The organism is Quatrionicoccus australiensis, assembly GCF_020510525.1.
Lineage (GTDB): Bacteria > Pseudomonadota > Gammaproteobacteria > Burkholderiales > Rhodocyclaceae > Azonexus > Azonexus australiensis_B.
Window position 1 is genome coordinate 2,174,141 of sequence record NZ_CP075188.1, and the last position, 23,252, is coordinate 2,197,392.

Sequence of the window (23,252 nt, forward strand, 5' to 3'; positions counted from 1 at the left end):
TTTCATCCTCTTCCGTAATAATCGTGGAAACTAACGATATCGTCTTCAGCAAGGTACTCGCCGCTTTGTACCTCGATCAAGACCATAGTAACAACACCTTGATTTTCAAGTCTGTGTGGATGCCCGGTAGCGATATATCTGGGCTCTAGGAGAAACGAGGCCGGAATCTGTCCGTCGGTAACTTCGTGGAATACATCTTCGGTCTTGAAGAGGAACTCGCGATTGGTCACGGTGAGCACTTGTGTCACATCGCCCAGATGAGCACCACGCAGAAAGGCTTTTTGTAGCAGACTTTGTCCGTCTGCAAGACGGATGAAGGGTTTCGGATGTGATTCTCGAGACACCGGCCAAAGACGAGAGCCTGCGCCTCCACAGAGAGTTACGGGAATCAAAGACATTGCCTGTCACCTGAATGGCCAAGAAAATTTTGAAACAACATCGAGCAATGAATCATCATATTTTATTGCGAAGCAACATAATCACCGCGTCAATTTGTTCTTTCGTATGTGTGTTGCTAACGAAAAAACGCAGGCGAGCGATACGCTCTTCGACAGCTGGATGGATGATAGGCTGTACGTTAATGCCATGCTCGAACAGGTATTGCGAAAGCTTGGTGGATTTCAGCGAACCGCCAACGATCGCCGGAATAACTGCATAGCCCATCGATAGCCCGGTATCGATGCCGCTATCACGCGCCCTTTCAAGAAAATAGCTGCCCCGTTCACGCAGATCGCTTACCCGACCCGGCTCAGCAAGCATGATACGGATCGCAGTAAGCGATGCTGCAGCCAAGGCGGGTGCGATACCTACGCTGTATACAAACCCCGGTGCGCCATATTTCAGATGCTCGATCAACGCCCTTTCTCCGGCGATGTAACCACCACAACCTGCGAAAGCCTTGCTCAGGGTTCCCATCCAGATATCGACATCCTTGCCCGGCAAACCGAAATACTCACGGATGCCTCGTCCGGTGTCTCCGAGAACGCCCAATGAATGGGCTTCGTCGACCATCAGGAAAGCTTTGTAGCGCTGCTTGATATCGATAAAGCGCGGCAGGTCCGGGATGTCGCCATCCATACTGTAGAGACCTTCAATCACGATCAGGGTACGTTCGAAATTTCCGCGGATTTCAGTCAGAATTTGTTCTAACGAATCGGGATCGTTGTGATTAAAAGCCCGGCGGGTAGCCCCGGAAAGTTTGATCCCCTCAAAAACACTGTTGTGGATCAGGCTGTCGTGAACAATCAGATCCTTGGGGCCGAACAGTGTGGCGATGGTCGTCACGTTGGTGGCGTGGCCGCTAACAAAGACGATGGCGTCGTCGACTTCATAAAGGCCGGCGATGGCTTCTTCCAGCTCGCGCTGGACGGGACGCTCGCCTGCGACCAGACGGCTGGCCGAGGCAGAAGTGCCGTAGCGGTCGATGGCATCCTTGGCGGCCAGGTTGACACGGGGATCACCGGAAAGGCCAAGGTAGTTGTAGCTGGAAAAATTGATGTAGCTTTTGCCGCCAATACAGGTGGTGGCATCGGCCACGCCTTCATGGGTCTTGAAGTAGGGATTCTCGATACCCAGTTTGCGGGCGGCAGCCTGCGGGATGGCTACTTTTTCGTAACCAGGAAACTTGTCGAAGCGACAGAACTTTTCCGGAATTTGGGCGAAATTCAGTGTCGACCGGGGGACTTCCGAAACAGTTTTCAACTGGTTGTCGCGTCGAGCCAAAAAGCGTTTGACCAACTGCTCCTTGGCATTTCCGACAAGTCCGAAATTTTGTTTGGTCATTGAGTGCCCTGCTCTTTCTCGATGTCTAGCACAGCGGCCTCAAGGATTTCAGGAGGGATCGATTCACCATGTTGTGCCGCCATGCTGAAAGCTATCGCGGCAAGAGTACTGTTTTCTTCACCACAACCGACATCAGAGACCAACCGTTCCATAATACGGGCGGTGATCCGCTCTATGCTAGGACCTTCATTCAGCATCATGGCCGGCACTTGGATACCAAAGCGCTTTTCCAGACCAAGCGCCAGTTCGACGCCCATTAGCGAGTCGAGACCGAGATCGTGCAATGAACGGGCAGGATCGATTCGCTCCGTACTAACGGCGAGAATTTGCGCAACCTCTTGGGTAACCAGTTCGATAACCAAATTTTGTATTTCAGCCAGCGACTTGCTTTCGATCATAACCTTGAAATCATCGAGACTTTCAGCACTATTTACGGCTTCTTGACCATGTCTGCGCAAACTCGCAAAACGTGGTCCTTGGGCAGAGGGAAGCAAACGGGCTAATGCCGAAAACAGGAAATCGCCGATAGCCAGATTGCCTTGCGGCATAGTCAGCACACGACCAAGCATGTGCAGGGCCTCCTCTACACTCAACGAGTCGGCACCTAACCGGCTGGACAGTCCATCTTTCACGCGCTGATTACGCGTTAGATAACCTGCATCACCGATTGGCCCCCAGCCGATGCAGGTTACGGGCAAACCATGAGCTCGTCGCAATAAGGCAAGGCCTTCGAGCCAGGCATTGGCGGCGACGTAATTAGCCTGCCCAGGATTGCCAATATAGGTGGTAATCGAAGAATAAAGTACGAAATGCTCGAGCGGCTGATTACGGGTCAACTTGTGGAGATTCCAGGCCCCCGTGATTTTCGGCAAAAGGACTCTGGACATACGGTCGGGATTGAGATTGCTCATCATGGCATCGTCGATAACCATGGCCGCGTGGAAGATGCCCTTGAGTGGAAAGATGTCTTCATGTTGCAACACCTTGGCCAGCGCTTCGCAATCAGTGACATCACAAGCCAGAACGAGGGCTTCGGCTCCAAGATCCTGAATATTGGCAAGCATTTCCGCAGCTTCGGGGGTCGCCATGCCACGACGACTTAGCAAAACCACCTGCCCAGCTCCATTACGTGCCAACCAACGTGCTGTTTCCAGCCCAAAACCTGATAGGCCACCGGTCACCAGATAGCTGCTTTGACCGTCAAAGCGGGCTTGTTTAACTTGTGGCAAGAGCGACTGGGGCACGATGCGCGCCTCATCGAAACTGACAACCACCTTACCGATCTGCCGTGCCTGCTGCATGTAGCGGAACGCATCAATAACCCGCTCAGCCGAAAAGGCTCGCACCGGCAACGGCGACAGCACCCCACTACGAAATAAGGCCATGACTTCGCGGAAAATACGCGCGGCCAGATCGGGCCGGGTGATCAGCAATTGGTCGGCATCGATCCCGAAATAACTGATGTTGTTCTTAAACAACCGCAACCCAATGGGCGTATTCTCAAAAAAATCCCGTTTGCCAAGTTCAAGAAAACGACCAAACGGCCTCAGTATATGCAGGTTGCGGCGAATCATTTCGCCAGCCAATGAGTTGAGGATGACGTCAACACCCTCTCCATTGGTGGCTGCGAGAATCTGTTCGGCGTAGGCCAGACTACGCGAATCGAAGACATGGTCGGCGCCAAGCAAAGCAACAAATTCGCGTTTTTCGGCGCTGCCTGCCGTAGCGAAGACCTCGGCACCAAAATGTCGGGCCAGCTGCACCGCGGCAATACCAACCCCGCCAGCGGCGCCATGGATCAGTACCCGCTCCCCCGACTGCAAATTGGCAAGTTGTTTGAGTGCGTAATAAACGGTAAAAAATACCGTCGGTACTGTAGCGGCCGCTTCGAAAGACCAAGCCTCTGGCTTTGGGGAAACGGCACTAGCCCGAGTCACGACATGACTGGCGAAACAAGCCGAACCAAAACCCATGACAGCATCACCGGGTACAAACTCGTCAACACGGAGACCGACGCGAGTAACCACACCGGAAAACTCCAATCCCAAGCTGGCACCAGCGAATCCATTTTCAACTGCCTCATCGGGCAACAGGCCCATAACGTACATAACGTCGCGGAAATTCAGGCCTGTGGCGAGCGGACGAACCTCGATCTCGTCCGCAGCCAGTTCTCGCTCTGGCTGCTCAAGCCATAACAAGTTGCGTAACTGGCCAGGAACGCGAAAATCGAGACAATAACGCTCCCCAGACTTCCCCTGTCCAGCGAATGCCAGTTGGGCTTTCTGCATACGCAAGACGTAGCGAGAGTTGGCTTGAAGGACGACTTCACTCTCACCATCAGAAGCCAGTAATTCATTGGTCAGCAATTCTGCCAAAACGCTGGCTGAGCCTAATGCAGGCAGATCAATCAATTGACAGCCCAGACTTGGATATTCGTTCATGACCACGCGACCGAAACCCCATAAGGCGGTGTGAGCCGGATTGCACTGCTTGCCGTCGATAGGGTTAGCCCCTCTGGTAACCAAAGTAAGCTGGGGCAATTGAGCCCCGACTCCCAAAGCCTGAACCAGACTCAAAGCTTCGACCGGCAGCATATTGTCATCAACCGCTCGGTCGCCAGCAATAAGCAGCACGTGATCAATGCCCCCCTCTAACTCCAGTTGCAGACGGCGAAGCAAAGTCAGTGCAGAATCCTGGCTATTCAACTCTTCAGTATATTCGACGCTCACCGCTACTTGGCCGTGTGTCAGCATAATCTGCTGCAGAGATAGAGCAATCGCACTGGCGGATGAGTCGCCGGCTAACAATACCCAGCTGGAAGTTTCCGGCAAGATCTCGGGCAGGGAAGCTTCTCTGCACTTGGCCAGCAACAGGTAAGCACCTACAGGACTACTCTCACCCGCAGGCTCGCGACAAATTTCCACATCATCAAAACCCAATTCAATCAGTTCCGCTTGCCAAGTTTGGGGCACCTGCATTTGCTGCCCCCCCCCCCAAACCAGATCGGTAGCCAAGTCTGCATAGCGCTCTGCCAGCACCAGCAGGCCACCGGTGGTCAGGCACGAACGGGCCCAGGCCAGCATCGCACGCGGATCGGCAAACCCATTCAGGGCATGGCGAAAAATCACCAGATCGTAATTGGCTGGTAAACCAACCTTGGCCTTGAGCCTGGGCGGCGAGGTCTCCAACTCAGCGACGCTAACCCATTCGTCGTCGTTGTACTCGTGGTACAGATGATCACAAGCTTCAGGATCACAATGAGCCAGCACATAATCAACCGATGCGGTGGTGATACGGCTTCCGAGGTGCCGTGGCAGGTCACTGAGACCAACAGAAATTTCGAGAACGCGAAGTCGGCGGTTGGCTGGCTGGCACTTGACTGACGCTTCGACAATTTGCTCGATTGCCAGCCGGTTACCACGATAAGTGATCGAGTGATCAAACAAGGTTTCTAGTTGACGACTACGTCGCATCTCGGCAGCCATTGCAACGGGATCAAGCTCCCCGCCCAACAGCGCAACTAGAGCCCGGCCCATACGCCCAATCAGAACAAGCTCTGGCACTCCTTCTGGATAGTCGGCCAACAAGGTACGCCATATTTCGGCAGCCAAGGGTATGTCGCTGTCGACAAGCTGCCAGCCACTATTACCATGGGTAAGCCATCCCTGCTCGATCAGCAGATCACGTACCCAAAACAGCACGCGGCGAAAGTCCTCGTTGACGGAAGCTCCTTCGTCAAGAAGAACTTGCGCGACTTCCGGCTGATCCGCAAGCATCGCCAGCATGGCCTCATACGCGAAGGCACTGACCAGCGCATCGAACAATGGCTGGGTTTCGCCAAAATAGGCAGTACGCTTCAGTTCGTTTTCCTGATTGATGAACCATTCCTTGATCTGCTGCACCAGCGCATGTACAGCTGGCAAATCACTGCGACTGGCAGCCAATGGGCCTGGCTGGAGTATCGGAACAATTTCCCAGCAGGCTGGCTCGGTTTGCTTGTCCTGGCGCAACATGGCTGCGCGGAAACGACAGCCAGTCAAAATGGCCACTTTTTCTCCGTCAGCCGTCAGCAATTCGAACTCAGCCAGGACTGAGCGTAAATTGCGTCGAAGGATACGCGTGCGAAAACGGGCAATCGGCGCCGTACGCAGCAGCCGTAGGCGACCAATCTTGACCGGCAGCAGAGGGAGCCCCACACCAGCTTCAATTTCATTATGGAAAAAGTCCAGCAACGACTGGAAGCAGACATCAACGATTGCCGGATGCAGCAACCACGGCTCATCGTCCAGACACAGATCAACTCGAGATTCAAAACGGCCATCAAGTGTTTCGCCACTTACCCAAGCCTCGGCCATCCCCTGAAAAACAGGACCGTAATCAAGAGCAAGCACATGCGCCAAGTGATAATGAGTTGCATGGTCAAACGCGCGCCCTGTTTCTCCAAGCGAGATCGGAAGATCCTCGACGTACCCGCTGACAGCACCAAGCAAGCGACCAGAGGCGTTCAAGACCCACTCGTCATCACTAAGACGCTGGCGGCTGCGAATCTGGAAACCGCCGTCACGAGGGTTAATATCAAAGCGAATGCTGCGCCCATGTTCGCCATCGAACACCACCGGGGCAACGATATCTAGCTCTTCAAGCTCCAACGTCTCGCCACCGAACCATATACGACCTGCAGCCAATGCCATTTCAATGTAGGCGGCACCAGGCAGGACAATTACACCACCGACGCAGTGATCAGCTAACCAAGGCTGAGTTCGCGGATCAAGAACATTTTCCCAACCAGCCACAGCATCCTTTAGCGACCAACCAAGCAATGGATGAATGCGCTTGCGCTCAACCAGACGGTAGCCTTCGCTAGTCGTTGGAAGCCAGTGACGCTCCCGTTGCCAAGGGTAGGACGGTAGATCAACAAAGCGCCCGACTGCCGGGAAATAAACTTGCAGGGTATCGTTGCCGGAGAGCAGATGTAGGCGCAGCACCAAATCCTGAAAGCGCTCGATGCCATCGTCGTTTTTGCGTAATGAGGAAAGTATCTGTCCCTTGACATCGGCCGCAGTCAGGCACTCCTTCAGGTAGCGCTGCAAAATAGCGTGTGGCGAGATTTCGACAAAACAGCGACAACCAAGCTCGATCATGCAATTTATCGCTGTTGAAAATAGTACCGGATGGCGAATGTTGTCCCACCAGTAGGAGGCATCAAGTGAACCAGGAAAAACCGTACCGGTGACAGTAGACACAAAGGTCGACGTCCCTGCATGAAGCGGCGCAAAATCAGCTAAGGACTTGGCCAGCAAGTCCTCAACCGAATCCATGCTGCGACTGTGAAATGCATAGTCGAGCTCAAGCAGACGACAGACAAATCCGAGCTCCCTGGCCGCCGTTATCAAGGCATCGAGTTGCTCAAGGGGACCTGACAGGGTCAGATTATCAGGACTATTAATGGCAGCAATTTCGAGATCCGGCCACAGCCCTCCTGCAAGCAGAATACGCATATTGGCTTCGGGCATGCTTACAGCAGCCATGCGACCAGCCCCCCGGGTCAAACCTTGGGCAGCACTGCGGGCGCAAATGACGCGTACAGCTTCATCCAGAGTCAAACTACCGGAAGCCCAAGCAGCCGCAACTTCACCGACACTGTGACCAGCGACTGCATCGGGGGTAATACCCAACTCTTTCAATAATACGGTCAACGCTACCTGAAGCGCAAAAAGCAAAGGCTGGGCGACGGCGGTGTCGGCCATACGCGACACCTCGCCATCAGCCTGCAATTCTGCAATAACCGAGAAGCCAGCCTGCGCAGCGATACGCAGATCAAGATCTTCGATAATGCTACGAAAAACCGAAGATTCGATCAGTAACAACCGCCCCATCCCCACCCACTGGGCGCCATTGCCAGCGTAAATGAAGGCCAGTTTGCCAACTTCGGACGGAGCATCTTCTTCGATTAGGCCCGCCGGCTGGCCTCCGGCGGCAAAACACTTCAGTTTCTCACTTAAAGCAGACAGAGAGTCGGGAACGACGATCAGTCGCTTATCAAGACGCTCACGACGATAAGCGGCGGCATAGGCCAAGTCGTAGTAATCAGATGCAGTCGGCGTGCTCAGCAACTCGGCATAGCGGCCAGCAAGTTCACGCAATGCAGACTCACTACGTGCAGAGAGAAGCAATGGCGACAAGGGGGCGTCGACTACGCGATGGCTGTCGACCGCCGAAACCGGATACTCCTGCAACAGCACATGTGCGTTGGCACCACCGAAACCGAAGGAATTGACCCCGACAACGCGCGGACGAGACCCACCTTCTACCAACGGCAGGCGATTGGAGACGGGCAATAGATTCCAGTTGGTAAAATCGATCTTCGGGTTGGGCTTATCAAAATGGATCGATGGCGGCACTTCATGATACTTGAGCACAAGCAGCGCTTTGACAAGGCCCGCCATACCGGAAGCCGGCTCAAGATGGCCGAGGTTGGTCTTGACCGAACCAATCGGCAAAGGGCAAGAGGCTGGACGAGCCATACCGTAAACCGTACCAATAGCCAAAGTTTCGATCGGATCACCGATGGCAGTACCGGTGCCGTGGGCTTCGACATAATCAACATCCTGGGCTGGAATGCCGGCACGCGCCAACACTGAACGCATCAGCTCGATCTGGCCCGTACAACTCGGAATGGTCAAACCGGTCTTGCGCCCCCCATCAGCATTGGCGCCGCTCGCAAGAATTACTGCATGGATACGGTCGCCATCGGCCTGTGCTTTATCCAGAGGTTTTAGCAATAGCAAAGCCCCCCCTTCGGCGCGAACATATCCGTCACCGGAAGCATCAAAGGTATGGCAGCGGCCACTAGCCGACAACATGGACGCTTTGGAAAAACCGATAAAGGGATATGGGTGGGTAAGCATATTCACACCACCAACCATGGCCATTGAAGCATCGCCAGCACGTAAGGCGTTACAAGCTTGATGCAAGGCCACCAGAGACGATGAACAGGCTGTATCAATAGCCATCGACGGACCATGCAAGTCGAACACGTAGGATAAGCGGTTGGCGGCAATACTCAGCGTATTGCCGGTCATCGTGTGCGCAGAGAAACTGGCTAAATCATCGAGCCCGCGGATACCATAATCAAGCCCCGAAATACCAACAAAAACTGCGCAATCGCTACCGGCCAGACGCGATGGCAACATGCCTCCATTTTCCATCGCCTCCCAGGCCAGTTCGAGCAGCAAGCGTTGTTGCGGATCCAACCAAGCCGCTTCACGAGGTGAAATGCCAAAAAATCCTGCATCGAACTGATCAATACGAGAAAGCACCCCCGCCGAAAAATTCACACTACGACCGGCTTCACTACGTTTAGGGTGTTGTAGCTCGTCTACCGCCCAGCGAGTCGAATCAACCTGGGTAACAAGATCTTTACCGTCTTGCAACGCCTGCCAAAACACCGCCTCTTCACCCATATCCCCGGGGAAACGAAAGGCAACACCTACGATCGCAATAGGTTGAGACTCAAGCAAGTTGGATTTTATTGTCAAAAGTAATGGATATGGTGAAAAGCTACAAAATCACCAAATTAACAATGGTTTTGGAGGGCGAATTATACCCCTCCCCCTCCCCCCTTCAAATAGAACAAAAGGCATAAAATCAGCGGAAACGCTGATCTAGTGAAGATTTCCGAAGTTACACAGGTATTTTAATGCCGCGCCGCGGGAGCAAAAGCAAATTAAACAAAACCGACACAATTGTCAGTTTTGACAGAAACACCATAGCGATTTACAAGATGTAAAAACCCAAGCAATCCAAATGCAAAGCCCCTTTGAGCAAGCATTTGCATAAATGTTGCAGCCTCAATAGAGACTTCAATCTAAAGCAGCCGACCGGTAATTTTACTCGGAGGAAACACCAAGCCCGATCCAACGAGTGAATACACCTAATGACGCTATCACGCAATGGGGCAGCCCCCCCCCCCCCCCGATCTCAAAGAGAAGCCACTCCACTTGAAACACATGCGAAAAAGCCCCACTAAAGGGGCTTTTTCAATTTTTTTAGCCCTTTACCCAAATACAGTAAAAGCCACCAAAAGCATGCTGTTTATTGGTCGGGGCGGTGGGATTCGAACTCACGACCCTCTGCTCCCAAAGCAGATGCGCTACCAGACTGCGCTACGCCCCGACACGAGGAAGCGCATTCTAGCACCACCCGGAAACCCGCACCAGTACTGGAGCCTGACTTTTAAAAATAAACATTTCTTGCGGCAAGCTGGGCTTTCTGATATTTAATCGCCTTTTTCGTCACCAGGACGCACAAGAAAATGGCAGAAGACCTGCTCCACAAACATTTCGCGCCGTACGAACCCAAAGCGGGTGAAGACTACATGAGCACCAAGCAACTCGCGCATTTCCGCAAGATTCTTGAAACGCTCAAGAAGGAACTCAGCGAGGATATCGACCGCACCGTGCACACCATGCAGGACGAGGCCACCGTCTTTGCCGATCCGAATGACCGGGCCAGCCAGGAAACCGATATCGCCATCGAACTGCGCAATCGCGACCGCGAGCGCAAGCTGATCAAGAAGATCGACGAGACCCTGGGGCGCATCGAAAGCGGTGAATACGGCTTCTGCGACAAGTGTGGCGTCGAAGTCGGCATCAAGCGCCTGGAAGCCCGCCCGACGGCAACCCTGTGCATTGACTGCAAGACGCTGGAAGAAATGAAGGAACGCCAGATGGCGAAATAATCGCCAAATCGTTCCGTAGCGGTCGACATCAGGAAAACCGCAAAAAACAAAGGGCGCCGCAAGGCGCCCTTTGTCCATTCAGACTCCCGCCTGGACGGGAGCTTCAGCCGCTGATTACTGAGCAGCTTCCGGTGCGGCAGCCGGGGCCGTACCTTCTTCTGCGGCAACCGCCTTCATCGACAGCTTGACGCGGCCGCGGTCATCGGTCTCGAGAACCTTGACGCGCACAACCTGGCCTTCCTTGACGTAGTCTTCGACCTTGTTGACGCGCTCCTGGGCGATCTGCGAGATGTGCAGCAGACCATCCTTGCCCGGCAGCACGGAAACGATCGCACCGAAATCAAGAATCTTCAGCACGGTACCTTCGTAGATCTTGCCGATTTCGACTTCTGCCGTGATCGCATCGATGCGCGAACGGGCAGCAGCGGCAGCTTCACCGCTGGTAGCGGCGATGGTGATCGTGCCGTCGTCCTGGATGTCGATCGTGGTGCCGGTTTCTTCGGTCAGCGCACGGATGACGGCACCGCCCTTGCCGATCACATCACGGATCTTTTCCGGATTGATCTTGAAGGTGTAGAGACGCGGCGCATAGGCCGACATTTCTTCACGCGGGCCGGCAGCGGCTTCCTGCATCAGGTTCAGGATGTGCAGACGGGCTTCCTGGGCTTGCGCCAGGGCGACCTGCATGATTTCCTTGGTGATGCCCTGAATCTTGATATCCATCTGCAGCGCGGTGATACCAGCGGTCGTGCCAGCTACCTTGAAGTCCATGTCGCCGAGGTGATCTTCGTCGCCAAGGATGTCGGTCAGAACGGCAAAGCGGTTGCCTTCCTTGATCAACCCCATGGCAATACCGGCAACGTGCGCCTTGAGCGGCACGCCGGCGTCGAGCAGGGCCAGACAGCCACCGCAAACGGAAGCCATCGACGAGGAACCGTTCGACTCGGTAATTTCCGAAACCAGGCGCATCGAGTAGGAGAAGTCTTCCGGCTTCGGCAGCACGGCGAGCAGCGCGCGCTTGGCGAGACGACCGTGGCCGATTTCGCGACGCTTGGGCGTACCGACACGACCACATTCGCCGGTGGCGTACGGGGGCATGTTGTAGTGCAGCATGAAGCGATCGCGGTATTCACCAGCCAGCGCGTCGATGATCTGCTCGTCGCGGTTGGTACCTAGCGTGGCAACAGCCAGCGCCTGGGTTTCGCCACGGGTGAACAGGGCCGAGCCGTGGGTACGCGGCAGGACGCCGGAACGCATGGTGATCGGACGCACGGTACGCGTGTTGCGACCGTCGATACGCGGGGCACCGCTCAGGATGCGGCCGCGCACGATGGAGGCTTCGATTTCGTGGAACAGGTTGCCGACGGTGTTTTCATCTGGGGCGCCTTCGGCACCGGTGCACAGGGCTGCAACAGCTTCGGCACGGATGACCTTGACGGCCTGGCTGCGCGTTTGCTTGACGGTGATGTTGTAGGCCTCTTCGAGCTTGGCCGTAACCAGGGCCGACAGGCTGGCAACCAGCGCTTCGTCCTTGGGAGCGGCTTGCCAATCCCATTCCGGCTTGCCGGCTTCTTCGACCAGTTCGTTGATGGCGTTGATCGCCTTCTGCATTTCGGTGTGACCGAAAACAACAGCGCCGAGCATGATTTCTTCGGACAGCTGGTCGGCTTCGGATTCAACCATCAGCACGGCAGCTTCAGTACCGGCAACGACGAGGTCGAGCTGGCTGGACTTGAGCTGGCTCAGGGTCGGGCACAGGACGTACTGGCCGTCGATGTAGCCAACGCGGGCAGCGCCGATAGGGCCGTTGAACGGCACGCCGGAGATGGCCAGGGCAGCAGAGGCGCCAATCAGGGCCGGGATATCGGAATCAACTTCCGGGTTCAGCGACATCACCGTGGCGATGACCTGAACTTCGTTGTAGAAACCTTCCGGGAACAGCGGGCGGATCGGGCGGTCGATCAGGCGGCAGGTCAGCGTTTCCTTTTCGGAAGGACGGCCTTCGCGCTTGAAGAAGCCACCGGGGATACGACCGGCAGCGTAAACTTTTTCCTGATAATCAACGGTCAGCGGGAAGAAATCCTGACCCGGCTTGGCACTCTTGGCAGCCACGACGGTAACCAGAACAACGGTTTCTTCCATGGAAACGAGGACGGCACCGCCAGCCTGGCGGGCAACTTCGCCGGTCTCGATGGTGACCTGATGGTCGCCATAGGCGAAGGTCTTTTTCACGACATTAAACATATCTTCCTTTCACTCTCATCACAATTAACAACAATAACAACAACTTACAACAACGAAAAAACAAGTTCGGAAAATGCAAAAAAGCGGCCGGGAGAATTCCGGGCCGCTCTTTCTTGGCTTTGGTCCAGCTTACTTGCGCAGACCAAGGCGGGTAATCAGGGTGCGGTAGGCATCAACGTTCTTGCCCTTGAGGTAATCGAGCAGCTTGCGACGCTGATTGACCATGCGCAGCAGACCACGACGCGAGTGGTGATCCTTCTTGTGTTCCTTGAAATGCGGGGTCAGCTCGTTGATGCGGGCGGTCAGCAGGGCGATCTGGACTTCGGGAGACCCGGTGTCGCCTTGGGCGCGCTGGAATTCGGCGACGACGCCGGCTTTGGTTTCGGTAGTGAATGCCATTTCAAACTCTCTTTCATGGTTACGACGCCGCCCCGGTTTGATAGAGCAAGCGCCAGTTAAATAAAAATTTCCGTTGGCGACGGAAAGCGAAGCAGTATAGCAGCTTAAACGACCAATTGCACCAGGCGTTTCGGCCACAGGCGACCATCGCTACCTGGCTCGCCCACGCCTATCAGCTGATCACCGGCATAGACCCGGATCTTTCCGCTCAGGCCGGCCGGCAAATCGACCGGATTGCCATGCCGGAAACGCGACTCCGCCTCACCTTCGACCGTAACAATCGGCAAGGTATGCACCAGTGCATCGACCGGCTGCAGATGCGCTAGGCGCCCGGCCTCATCAAGCGCCTCCAGCTCGGCCAGCGTCACGGCATTGGCCAGATCAAGATCGCCGACCACGGTACGCCGCAAGGCCGTCAGATGCGCGCCGCAGCCGAGCTCGCGCCCGATGTCGGCGGCCAGCACACGGATATAGGTTCCCTTGCTGCACGCAACACGCAGGCTCAGGCTATCACCGGCAAAGGCCAGGCACTCCAGGCGATGAATCGTCACCGCCCTCGCCTCGCGCTCAACCTCGATGCCCTGCCGCGCCAGCTCATAAAGCGGCCGGCCATCGCGCTTGAGCGCTGAATGCATGGGCGGAATCTGCTGCAGATCACCAGTAAACATCGGCAGGACACGGAAAATGTCGTTTTCCGTGACGTCGACCGCTGCGCTCGCCACCACCTTGCCCTCGGCGTCGCCGGAATCGGTCGTCACGCCCAGTTTGAGCACGGCTTCGTAGGTCTTGTCGGCATCGAGCAAGTCGGCCGAGAATTTGGTCGCTTCACCGAAACATAGCGGCAAAAGGCCGGTCGCCAGCGGATCGAGAGTGCCGGTATGCCCACCCTTGGCCGCTGAAAACAAACGACGCGCCTTTTGCAGCGCGTCGTTAGAAGTCAGGCCGATCGGTTTGTCGAGCAATAGAACACCATCGACCCGTTTCCAGGTCTTCTTCACTTGCATGGCGTTCAGTCTTCCGGGGTCAGGTCGCTGAGCGCGTTGGCCTGCTCAATCAGCGCCGACATGCTGGCGCCGTGCTGGATCGAGTTGTCGTAGACAAAGTGCAGCTCGGGCAAGGTATGGATATGAATACGCCGGCCCAGTTCGCGACGCAGGAAACCGGAAGCGCGCTTCAGGCCCTGCATCACCTCGTCGAGATGCTCGTCGTTGAGCGTCGCGAAGAAAACCTTGGCATGCGCATAATCCGGCGTCAGCTCGACAGCCGTCAGGCTGACCATACCAACGCGCGGATCCTTCAACTCGGTGCGAATGAGATCGGCAAGGTCGCGGCGAACCTGCTCCGCGACCCGGTCACTACGCTGAAAACCTTTTTTCTTCATTACAGCGAGCGTGCCACTTCCTGGATTTCGTACACTTCGAGGTGATCGCCTTCTTGAATATCGTTGTTATTCTTGAGCGACAGACCACATTCGAAATTGCTGCGAACTTCCTTGACGTCATCCTTGAAGCGCTTGAGCGACTCGAGTTCGCCGTCCCACTGCACCACATTGTTGCGCAGCAGACGGATACGCGAGTTGCGCTTGACGATACCTTCCAGCACGTAACAGCCGGCAATGGAGCCCACCTTGGATACGTGGAAAACCTGGCGGATTTCGACCATACCGGTGATCTGCTCGCGCTTCTCCGGCGACAGCATGCCGGAAAGTGCCGCCTTGACCTCGTCGACCGCATCGTAAATCACGTTGTAGTAACGGATATCGACACCGAAGGTTTCGGCCAGCTTGCGGGCACCCGCATCGGCACGCGTATTGAAGCCGATGATGACGGCACCGGAAGCCTGCGCCAGATTGACGTCGGACTCGCTGATCGCGCCAACCGCACCGTGGATGATCTGAACCCGGACTTCCTCGTTGGAAAGCTTGGCCAGGGTTTGCACCAGCGCTTCCTGCGAACCCTGCACGTCGGCCTTGACGATGAGGGCGAGCGACTTCATTTCGCCTTCCTTCATCTGCTCGAACATGTTCTCGAGCTTGGCCGCCTGCTGCTTGGCCAGCTTGACGTCGCGGAACTTGCCCTGACGGAAGAGCGCGATTTCACGAGCCTTCTTTTCGTCGGTCAGCACAATCGCTTCTTCACCGGCCGCCGGCACATCCGACAAACCAAGGATTTCGACCGGAATCGACGGACCGGCTTCGTTGATCGGCTTGCCGTTCTCGTCAAGCATGGCACGAACACGACCAAAAACCTGACCCGCCAGCACAACGTCGCCACGCTTCAAGGTGCCGGACTGAACCAGCATCGTCGCCACGGCGCCACGCCCCTTGTCGAGACGGGCTTCGATGATCAGACCCTTGGCCGGCGCATCCTTCTGTGCCGTCAGCTCCAGCACTTCAGCCTGCAACAGGACCTGCTCAAGCAGCTCGTCGATGCCGGTACCCTTCTTGGCCGAAACCGAGACGAAGGGCGAATCACCACCGTATTCTTCAGGAATGACGCCTTCGGCAACCAGTTCCTGCTTGACGCGATCCGGATTGGAATCCGGCTTGTCGATCTTGTTGACCGCTACGACCAAAGGCACACCGGCCGCCTTGGCGTGATGGATGGCTTCCTTGGTCTGCGGCATGACGCCGTCGTCGGCCGCCACCACCAGAATGACAATGTCGGTTGCCTTGGCACCACGGGCACGCATCGCGGTAAACGCCTCGTGACCCGGGGTGTCGAGGAAGGTCACCATGCCACGCTCGGTTTCGACGTGGTAGGCACCGATGTGCTGGGTAATACCACCAGCTTCACCAGCGGCCACCTTGGCGCGACGAATGTAGTCGAGCAGCGAGGTTTTGCCGTGGTCAACGTGACCCATCACGGTCACCACCGGAGCGCGCGGCTCCAGCGGCACATCCTTGTGATCGGCGGATTCTTCGAGGAAGGCATCCGGATCGTCAAGTTTGGCAGCAAACGCCTTGTGGCCCATTTCTTCGACGACGATCATCGCCGTTTCCTGATCCAGTACCTGGTTGATGGTAACCATCGAGCCCATCTTCATCATCACCTTGATGATTTCGATCGCCTTGATTGCCATCTTGTGCGCCAGATCGGTCACCGAAATGGTTTCCGGCACATGCACTTCACGCACGATGACTTCGGTCGGCGCCTGGAAGCTGCCCTGACCATCATCGGTTGCGTGACCATGCTTCTTGTTGCCACCACGACCGCTCTTCCACGAAGAGCCCGTATCGGAAGAACGCGTCTTGATGCCCTGCTTTTTCTTGCCATCATCAGCGCGAGCGTTGCCGCCCTTCTTGGCATCCTTGCCCGGCGCATCCGGCTTCTTGTGCAACGTACCCTTTTCCGGCGCGGGTTCCTGCGTCTTGGCAACGGCAGCAGCCTGCTGCTTGGCCAGTTCGGCAGCCTTGGCGGCAGCCGCAGCGACCTCTGCTTCCTGACGCATGCGCACCAATTGTTGTTCGCGCGCCTGCTTTTCCTTGAGCTCGCGCTCCTGGATGGCGCGCAACTGATTGTGGCGACGCTCCTGGGCTTCGCGTGCTTTCAGCTCTTCTTCACCAATAATGGCTGCGCGCGTCAGCGGGGCCGGGCGAGTCACTACCGGAGGAACCGGCTCCGGCGCTTCAACCACGGGCGCGGGCGCGGGTTCCGGTTCGGGTTCGGGCTCCGGTTCGGGCTCAGGAATGATTTCAACAACCGGCTCAGGAATCGGCTCGGGTACGGGCTCGGGAACAACTTCAACGACCGGCTGCTCGATCGGCATTTCCGCCGCCACATCCAGCAGGGACTCGTCGCTTTCAGCCGTATCCGGATGATGATCACCCGCCTCGCGCTTGACGAGAACGCGCTTCTTGCGAACTTCGACCTGCACGGTACGAGCGCGACCATGCGCGTCGGTCGCCTTGATTTCCGAGGTCTGCTTGCGCATCAGGGTAATCTTGGTCTTGGAGTCGTCACCATGCGCACGGCGCAGATAATCGAGCAGCTTGGCCTTGTCCTGATCAGTCAGGGTACCGTTGTTATCCTGCGCGGCGACGCCAGCCTTGCTCAATTGCTCGAGCAGGGCCGCGACCGGCATTTTCAGTTCAACAGCGAATTGTGAAACAGTTGTTGCGGACATACTTGCTACCTCCCGCTCACTCAAACCAGTGAGCACGTGCCTTCAGAATAAGTTCCTTGGCACGCTCATCGTCAATGCCGGTCATTTCAGTCAATTCATCGACAGCCAGTTCGGCGAGATCGTCGCGCGTCTTGATGTCGTGACCAGCCAGTTTTGCGGCCAGCTCTTTGCTCATGCCTTCCAGACCGATCAGATCGTCTGAAACACTTTCAAGCTGCTCTTCAGTCGCGATGGCCTCGGTCAGCAGCACGTTACGAGCGCGATTACGCAACTCGTTGACGATGTCTTCGTCGAGACCATCGATTTCCAGCATTTCTGCCAGCGGCACATAGGCCACTTCTTCCAGCGTCGAGAAACCTTCTTCAATCAGCAGGTCGGCGAGCTCTTCGTCGATATCCAGCTTTTCCATGAAGACAACACGCGTGACCGCATATTCGGCTTCGGAACGCTTGGCCGACTCGTCCTGGGTCATCAGGTTGATGGTCCAGCCGGTCAACTCGGAAGCGAGGCGGACATTCTGGCCGCTACGCCCGATGGCGATCGCCAGGTTGTCTTCATCAACGACGACGTCCATGACGTGCTTTTCCTCATCGACAACGATGGAGGAAACCTCGGCCGGCGACAGCGCGCCGATCACGAACTGAGCCGGATCGGCCGACCACAGCACGATGTCGATGTTTTCACCACCGATTTCGTTACGGACTGCGGTGACTCGCGAACCACGCAGACCGACGCAGGTACCGATCGGATCAACGCGCGGGTCGTTCGACTTGACGGCAATCTTGGCACGCAGACCAGGGTCGCGGGCACAGGCCTTCAATTCCATCAGACCATCGGCGATTTCCGGCACTTCCATGTCGAACAGCTTGATGACGAATTCCGGTGCGGTGCGCGACAGGATGATCTGCGGACCACGTGCATTGCGGTCGATGCGCAACAGGTAGGCACGAATGCGGTCGCCGACCCGGAGGTTTTCCTTCGGGATCATCTGGTCACGCGGCAGCAGGGCTTCGATCTTGCCGGCTTCGACAATCGCGTTGCCACGTTCCATGCGCTTGATGGTGCCGGAAACAACATGTTCCTTGCGATCCAGGAAGTCGGTCAGGATCTGCTCGCGCTCGGCGTCGCGGATTTTCTGCAGAATGACCTGCTTGGCAGCCTGGGCGCCGATCCGGCCGAAGTCGATAGGTTCCAGCCCCTCTTCGAGGGTATCGCCAACCTCGATCTCCGGATCATCCTTTTGCGCTTCTGAAAGCGGCACTTCGAGGTATTCGTTGACGTATTCGTTGTCGGGCACGACCTGCCAGCGACGGAAGGAGTCGTAGTTACCGGTATTACGGTCGATCGAAACGCGAACATCGGCTTCGTCATGGATACGCTTCTTGGTCGCGGATGCGAGCGCCAGTTCAAGGGCAGCGAAGACGATTTCCTTGCCGACGTTCTTCTCGCGGGCCAAAGCATCGACCAGTAGCAAAATTTCACGGCTCATGGGCTAAAACCTCCTAGTCCTTCAGTCGAATCGCGGCACTAAACGTGCCTTTTCGATATTATTAAATTCGAGTTCCACTTCATCTTTTTCCAGCTGCAGGCCGACCTTGCCATCCTTCAGGCCGAGCAACCTGCCCTGAAAGTTGCGACGACCGGCATGCGGGATGCGCAGCTTGATCTGGATGTCCTGACCGGCAAAACGCTCGAAATCGGCAGCCTTCTTGACAACACGATCGAGACCCGGCGAGGAGATTTCAAGGCGGTCGAAATCGACATTTTCCACCTCGAACACACGCGACAACTGATTGGAAACCTTGGCGCAATCCTCGACATCAATACCCGTCGCCTTTTCAGGAAGATCGATAAAGACGCGAATCGTACGGCCGCGCGGCGACATCTCGACATCGACGAGTTCATAACCCAGACCGGTAACGGTCGTTTCAAGCAGCGTGTTTAAATCCATAGCCACAAATAAAAAATGGGCGAAACGCCCACCTTGCCAAAAAAAGATGCCCCACCAAAAACGGCGGGAGGAACAAACCCGTGAATTATAACGAGTTTATCGCCTCCCGTAAATGAATCTGGCTGACTTTATGCACTCTCAGCGTGCGTTGGCGCCGGATTGATCGATTTTTCCAGCTCACGCAGCAAAGCCTTGACATCCCCCTCCGCCAGCTCGCGCACCCAGCCGCGTTTCAATTGCGGCGGCAGGTTGAACGGACCATAACGAACACGGATCAGACGACTGACCGTACAGTTGACCGCCTCGAACATGCGGCGCACCTCGCGATTGCGACCTTCAAAAATGGTCACGCGATACCAGTGATTGGCACCTTCGCCACCACCATCGGTCAAACTGGCGAAGTTGGCCGGACCATCTTCAAGCTCGATGCCGTCAAGCAACTGCTTTTGTGCCTCCAGCGTCAGTTCACCGAGGACGCGCACGGCGTACTCGCGAACCAGTTCGGAACTCGGGTGCATCAGCTTGTTGGCCAGTTCGCCCGAAGTCGTGAACAACAGCAGACCGGAGGTATTGAAGTCGAGACGTCCGACCGCGATCCAGCGCCCGCCGCGAATGCGCGGCAAGGCAGCGAACACCGAGGGACGGCCATCCGGGTCGTCGCGCGAAACGATTTCGCCTTCCGGCTTGTGATACATCACGATGCGCGGCGTCCGGGTGGTGGTGAAGCGAACATTCACCAGACGCCCACCGATCTTGATCTTGTCGGTCGGAATGACGCTCTGGCCGAGATGGGCCGGAACGCCATTGACGGTGATCCGACCGGCGGCGATCCATTCTTCCATTTCGCGGCGCGAGCCGATGCCGGCCTGGGCCAGCACCTTTTGCAGGCGTTCCGGCTTGGATTCGAGCAGCGGCTTGCCGTTACGCCCGACCGTGCCACGATTGGCGCGCCCGGATTGCGGTCCGAGACGCTGCCGCTTGGGCTTGGCGACAACCTCGGCGGCCGGCGCTTCGGCAAAATCCTCGCTCGGCGCCGGTTCGCGATTGACGGTGCGAGCCGCAGCGCGGCCGCCCCCCATCTTGAAGCGCGGCCGCTCGCTCGAGGCGTCCGGACGACTTGCCGCACCCTCGCCTTTTTTCATCGGCGCACGCAGCGGTGTCTTTTTAGTTTTCATGGTTCAGCTCCAGTGTCTGGCTGATTTGTTCGAGCGGCGGCAGTTCACTGACGCTGCGCAGGCCCAGATCATCGAGAAATTGTTTGGTCGTGGCAAACAGTGCCGGCCGACCGGGGGTGTCACGATGGCCGACGACGTCGATCCAGCCTCGCTCTTCCAGTGTTTTTACTACATTGCTGTTGACCGCCACGCCACGAATTTCTTCGATGTCGCCGCGCGTTACCGGCTGACGATAGGCAATGATCGCCAGCGTTTCCAGCATCGCCCGCGAATAGCGGGGCGGCTTTTCCGGATTCAGCCGTTCCAGATAAGGCAGATATTCGACCCGCGTCCGGAAACGCCAGCCGGACGCCAGTTGAATCAGCTCGACCGGGCGCTCTTCCCACTCTTCGCGCAATTGGTCGAGCAATTTGCGCAGCGTATCGGTCGACAGTTCCTCATCGAACATTTTGCGCAGTTCGAGTGGCGTCATCGGCTCGCGGGCAGCGAGCAAGGCCGCCTCAAGCACCTTCTTGACCAGACTCGGTTCCACCTTGGTGCACTCTCACATAAATCGGCGCAAAGGCCTCGGTTTGGGTAAATTCGACCAGCTTTTCGCGGGCCAGCTCAAGCATGGCAAGAAAATGCACGACCAGACCGGGCGCGCCCATTTCCGGATCGAACATGGTTTCGAACTGCACGAAACCGCCGCGCTCCTGCAAAAGACGCAGGATGATGCCCATATGTTCGCGCACTGACAACTCTTCGCGCCCGATTTTATGGTGTTTGTGCAAACTCGCCTGGCGCACCACCGCCATCCAGGCCTCTTTCAGATCATCTACCGAAACTTCCGGCAGCCGCACGTAGAGCGACTTTTCGACCAGCGTCTCGACCCAGTAGAACTCGCGCTCCGCCTGCGGCAACTCGTTGAGCTTCTGGCCGGCGACCTTCATCTGCTCGTATTCCATCAGCCGGCGCACCAGCTCAGCGCGCGGATCTTCGCCCTCCTCGCCCTCGCCCAGCTTCGGGCGCGGCAGCAACATGCGCGACTTGATCTCGATCAGCATGGCCGCCATCACCAGATACTCGGCAGCCAGCTCGAGATTGCTCGCCTGCATGCTGTCGATGTAAGCCAGATATTGCTTGGTCAGCGGCGCCATCGGAATGTCGAGAATATCGACATTGGCCTTGCGGATCAGGTAAAGCAGCAGGTCGAGCGGCCCTTCGAAGGCATCGAGCATGATCTCGAGCGCATCCGGCGGGATGTAGAGATCCTGCGGCAGATGCTCCATCGCCTCGCCATAAATGCGGGCAACCGGAACAAAAAGATCCGCAGCAGGCAAGTCGACCGTTGCGTTCATGCTCACGAGGCGGCCGAACGGCCCTTGCTCTTGTAATGCAAATGCAGGTTACGCAGATAAATCACGACCGGCAGCGCCTGCCCGAAAATGAAGACCGGGTCCCTGCGATGAATGGCGTAAATGACCAGCACCAGGCTGCCAGCCAGGCTGAAATACCAGAAGGCGACCGGAATCACGACCCGCTTGGCCTTTTCGCTGCTCCACCACTGAATCACGAAACGCATCATGAACAGCGCCTGGCCACCGAAACCGATGCCGATCCAGATCAGGGACTCCCAGTCGTAACCGAACATCAGTTGTATTCCAGCCCCATCGATTCACGCACGTCGCGCATGGTTTCGCGGGCGTATTCACGTGCCTTCTCACAGCCATCGGCAATGATGTTCTTGACCAGCGTCGGATCGTCGAGATAGACCTGCGCCCGCTCGCGCATCGGCGCCTGTTCGCGCAGGATACCGTCGATCACCGGCTGCTTGCATTCGATGCAACCGATGCCGGCGGTACGGCAGCCTTGCTGCACCCACTCCTTGCAGCCTTCGTTGGAGTAAACCAGGTGCAACTGCCAGACCGGGCACTTGGTCGGCTCGCCCGGATCGTGGCGACGGGCGCGCGCCGGGTCGGTCGGCATGCTCTTGACCTTCTTGGCCACCGACTCTTCCGATTCGCGCATGGTGATCGTGTTGTGATACGACTTGGACATCTTCTGACCGTCCAGGCCGGGCATCTTGGAAGCCTCGGTCAGCAGGTAACCCGGCTCGACCAGGATCATCTTGCCGGTGCCCTCGAGGAAACCAAACAGTCTTTCGCGGTCAACCGCCGAAAGATGCTGAATTTCATTGAGCATGGCCTTGGCTTGCTCGACCGCTTCCTTGTCACCATTCTGCTGGAAGCGGGTGCGCAGCTCTTCGTAGAGGCGCGCCTTCTTGCTGCCCAGCTTCTTGACGGCTTCGCGCGCCTTGTCCTCGAAACCCGGTTCGCGGCCGTACATGTGATTGAAACGACGCGCCAGTTCGCGCGTGAACTCGACGTGCGGAATCTGGTCTTCACCGACCGGCACCTTGTCGGCGCGATAGATCAGGATGTCGGCGCTCATCAGGAGCGGATAGCCGAGGAAGCCGTAGGTCGACAGGTCCTTGTTGACCAGCTTTTCCTGCTGATCCTTGTAGGTCGGCACACGTTCCAGCCAGCCGAGCGGCGTCATCATCGACATCAGCAGATGCAGCTCGGCGTGCTCCGGCACCTTGGACTGGATGAAGAGGGTGGCCTGGTTGGGATCGACGCCGGCCGCCAGCCAGTCGATGATCATGTCCCAGGTGGCCTGCTCGATACCCTGCGGGTTCTCGTAGTGCGTCGTCAGCGCATGCCAGTCGGCCGCGAAGAAGAGGCAGGGATACTCATGCTGGAGCTTGACCCAGTTCTTGAGAACCCCGTGGTAGTGGCCGAGATGGAGGGCGCCGGTGGGGCGCATGCCGGAAAGAACACGTTCTGCGTACATA

General features: G+C 56.8%; 16 protein-coding genes and 1 tRNA gene. 1 reads left to right on the forward strand and 16 read right to left on the reverse strand.

What is annotated here, in order from left to right:
- Positions 1-2: 2 nt before the first annotated feature.
- The 4 genes from KI612_RS10470 to KI612_RS10485 all read right to left on the reverse strand — a co-directional run bounded on the left by KI612_RS10470 (position 3) and on the right by KI612_RS10485 (position 9,957).
- Complete coding sequence (locus tag KI612_RS10470) at positions 3-398, reverse strand: sugar phosphate nucleotidyltransferase (protein ID WP_226440035.1); 396 nt, start codon at positions 396-398, stop codon at positions 3-5.
- Between the two features lie 55 nt (positions 399-453).
- Positions 454-1,782: an aminotransferase class I/II-fold pyridoxal phosphate-dependent enzyme gene (locus KI612_RS10475; protein ID WP_226440036.1), complete on the reverse strand. Its 1,329-nt coding sequence runs from the start codon at positions 1,780-1,782 to the stop codon at positions 454-456.
- Entirely contained in the window at positions 1,779-9,302 is a 7,524-nt protein-coding gene (locus KI612_RS10480; RefSeq protein ID WP_226440037.1) for a type I polyketide synthase, read from the reverse strand. The genes KI612_RS10475 and KI612_RS10480 overlap by 4 nt, the downstream gene beginning before the upstream one ends.
- A 578-nt stretch (positions 9,303-9,880) precedes the next feature.
- Positions 9,881-9,957, reverse strand: a tRNA-Pro gene (locus KI612_RS10485).
- A gap of 139 nt (positions 9,958-10,096) precedes the next feature.
- Between KI612_RS10485 and dksA the strand changes: the two genes are divergently transcribed.
- On the forward strand, positions 10,097-10,522 hold the full coding sequence (gene dksA, locus KI612_RS10490; protein ID WP_226440038.1) for an RNA polymerase-binding protein DksA: 426 nt from the start codon (positions 10,097-10,099) through the stop codon (positions 10,520-10,522).
- 114 nt (positions 10,523-10,636) lie between these two features.
- On the opposite strand, the gene pnp is transcribed toward dksA, so the two are convergent.
- The 12 genes from pnp to KI612_RS10550 form a co-directional block, all read right to left on the reverse strand.
- The gene (gene pnp, locus KI612_RS10495) at positions 10,637-12,766 is read right to left on the reverse strand and encodes a polyribonucleotide nucleotidyltransferase (RefSeq protein WP_226440039.1); all 2,130 of its coding nucleotides are present in this window, start codon (positions 12,764-12,766) and stop codon (positions 10,637-10,639) included.
- Positions 12,767-12,895: 129 nt separating this feature from the next.
- The gene (gene rpsO, locus KI612_RS10500) at positions 12,896-13,165 is read right to left on the reverse strand and encodes a 30S ribosomal protein S15 (protein WP_226440040.1); all 270 of its coding nucleotides are present in this window, start codon (positions 13,163-13,165) and stop codon (positions 12,896-12,898) included.
- A gap of 104 nt (positions 13,166-13,269) precedes the next feature.
- Complete coding sequence (truB, locus tag KI612_RS10505; RefSeq protein ID WP_226440041.1) at positions 13,270-14,169, reverse strand: tRNA pseudouridine(55) synthase TruB; 900 nt, start codon at positions 14,167-14,169, stop codon at positions 13,270-13,272.
- A gap of 5 nt (positions 14,170-14,174) precedes the next feature.
- Positions 14,175-14,546: a 30S ribosome-binding factor RbfA gene (gene rbfA, locus KI612_RS10510; RefSeq protein WP_226440042.1), complete on the reverse strand. Its 372-nt coding sequence runs from the start codon at positions 14,544-14,546 to the stop codon at positions 14,175-14,177.
- Positions 14,546-17,290 carry a translation initiation factor IF-2 gene (gene infB, locus KI612_RS10515; RefSeq protein ID WP_226440043.1) on the reverse strand — a complete coding sequence of 915 codons (2,745 nt, stop codon included), beginning with the start codon at positions 17,288-17,290 and terminating at the stop codon, positions 14,546-14,548. The genes rbfA and infB overlap by 1 nt, the downstream gene beginning before the upstream one ends.
- Before the next feature lie 16 nt (positions 17,291-17,306).
- Positions 17,307-18,779, reverse strand: coding sequence for a transcription termination factor NusA (gene nusA / locus KI612_RS10520; RefSeq protein ID WP_226440044.1), 1,473 nt, complete (start codon positions 18,777-18,779; stop codon positions 17,307-17,309).
- A 21-nt stretch (positions 18,780-18,800) separates the two neighbouring features.
- Complete coding sequence (gene rimP / locus KI612_RS10525) at positions 18,801-19,241, reverse strand: ribosome maturation factor RimP (protein WP_226444209.1); 441 nt, start codon at positions 19,239-19,241, stop codon at positions 18,801-18,803.
- 128 nt (positions 19,242-19,369) lie between these two features.
- Entirely contained in the window at positions 19,370-20,416 is a 1,047-nt protein-coding gene (rluB, locus tag KI612_RS10530; protein ID WP_226440045.1) for a 23S rRNA pseudouridine(2605) synthase RluB, read from the reverse strand.
- Positions 20,406-20,888, reverse strand: coding sequence for an SMC-Scp complex subunit ScpB (gene scpB, locus KI612_RS10535; protein ID WP_264180443.1), 483 nt, complete (start codon positions 20,886-20,888; stop codon positions 20,406-20,408). Before scpB ends, rluB begins: the two co-directional genes overlap by 11 nt.
- Before the next feature lie 28 nt (positions 20,889-20,916).
- On the reverse strand, positions 20,917-21,756 hold the full coding sequence (locus tag KI612_RS10540) for a segregation and condensation protein A (RefSeq protein ID WP_226440047.1): 840 nt from the start codon (positions 21,754-21,756) through the stop codon (positions 20,917-20,919).
- Between the two features lie 2 nt (positions 21,757-21,758).
- The gene (locus tag KI612_RS10545) at positions 21,759-22,049 is read right to left on the reverse strand and encodes a lipid-A-disaccharide synthase N-terminal domain-containing protein (RefSeq protein WP_226440048.1); all 291 of its coding nucleotides are present in this window, start codon (positions 22,047-22,049) and stop codon (positions 21,759-21,761) included.
- Complete coding sequence (locus KI612_RS10550) at positions 22,049-23,251, reverse strand: tryptophan--tRNA ligase (protein ID WP_226440049.1); 1,203 nt, start codon at positions 23,249-23,251, stop codon at positions 22,049-22,051. The genes KI612_RS10545 and KI612_RS10550 overlap by 1 nt, the downstream gene beginning before the upstream one ends.
- Between the last annotated feature and the right edge of the window lies 1 nt (position 23,252).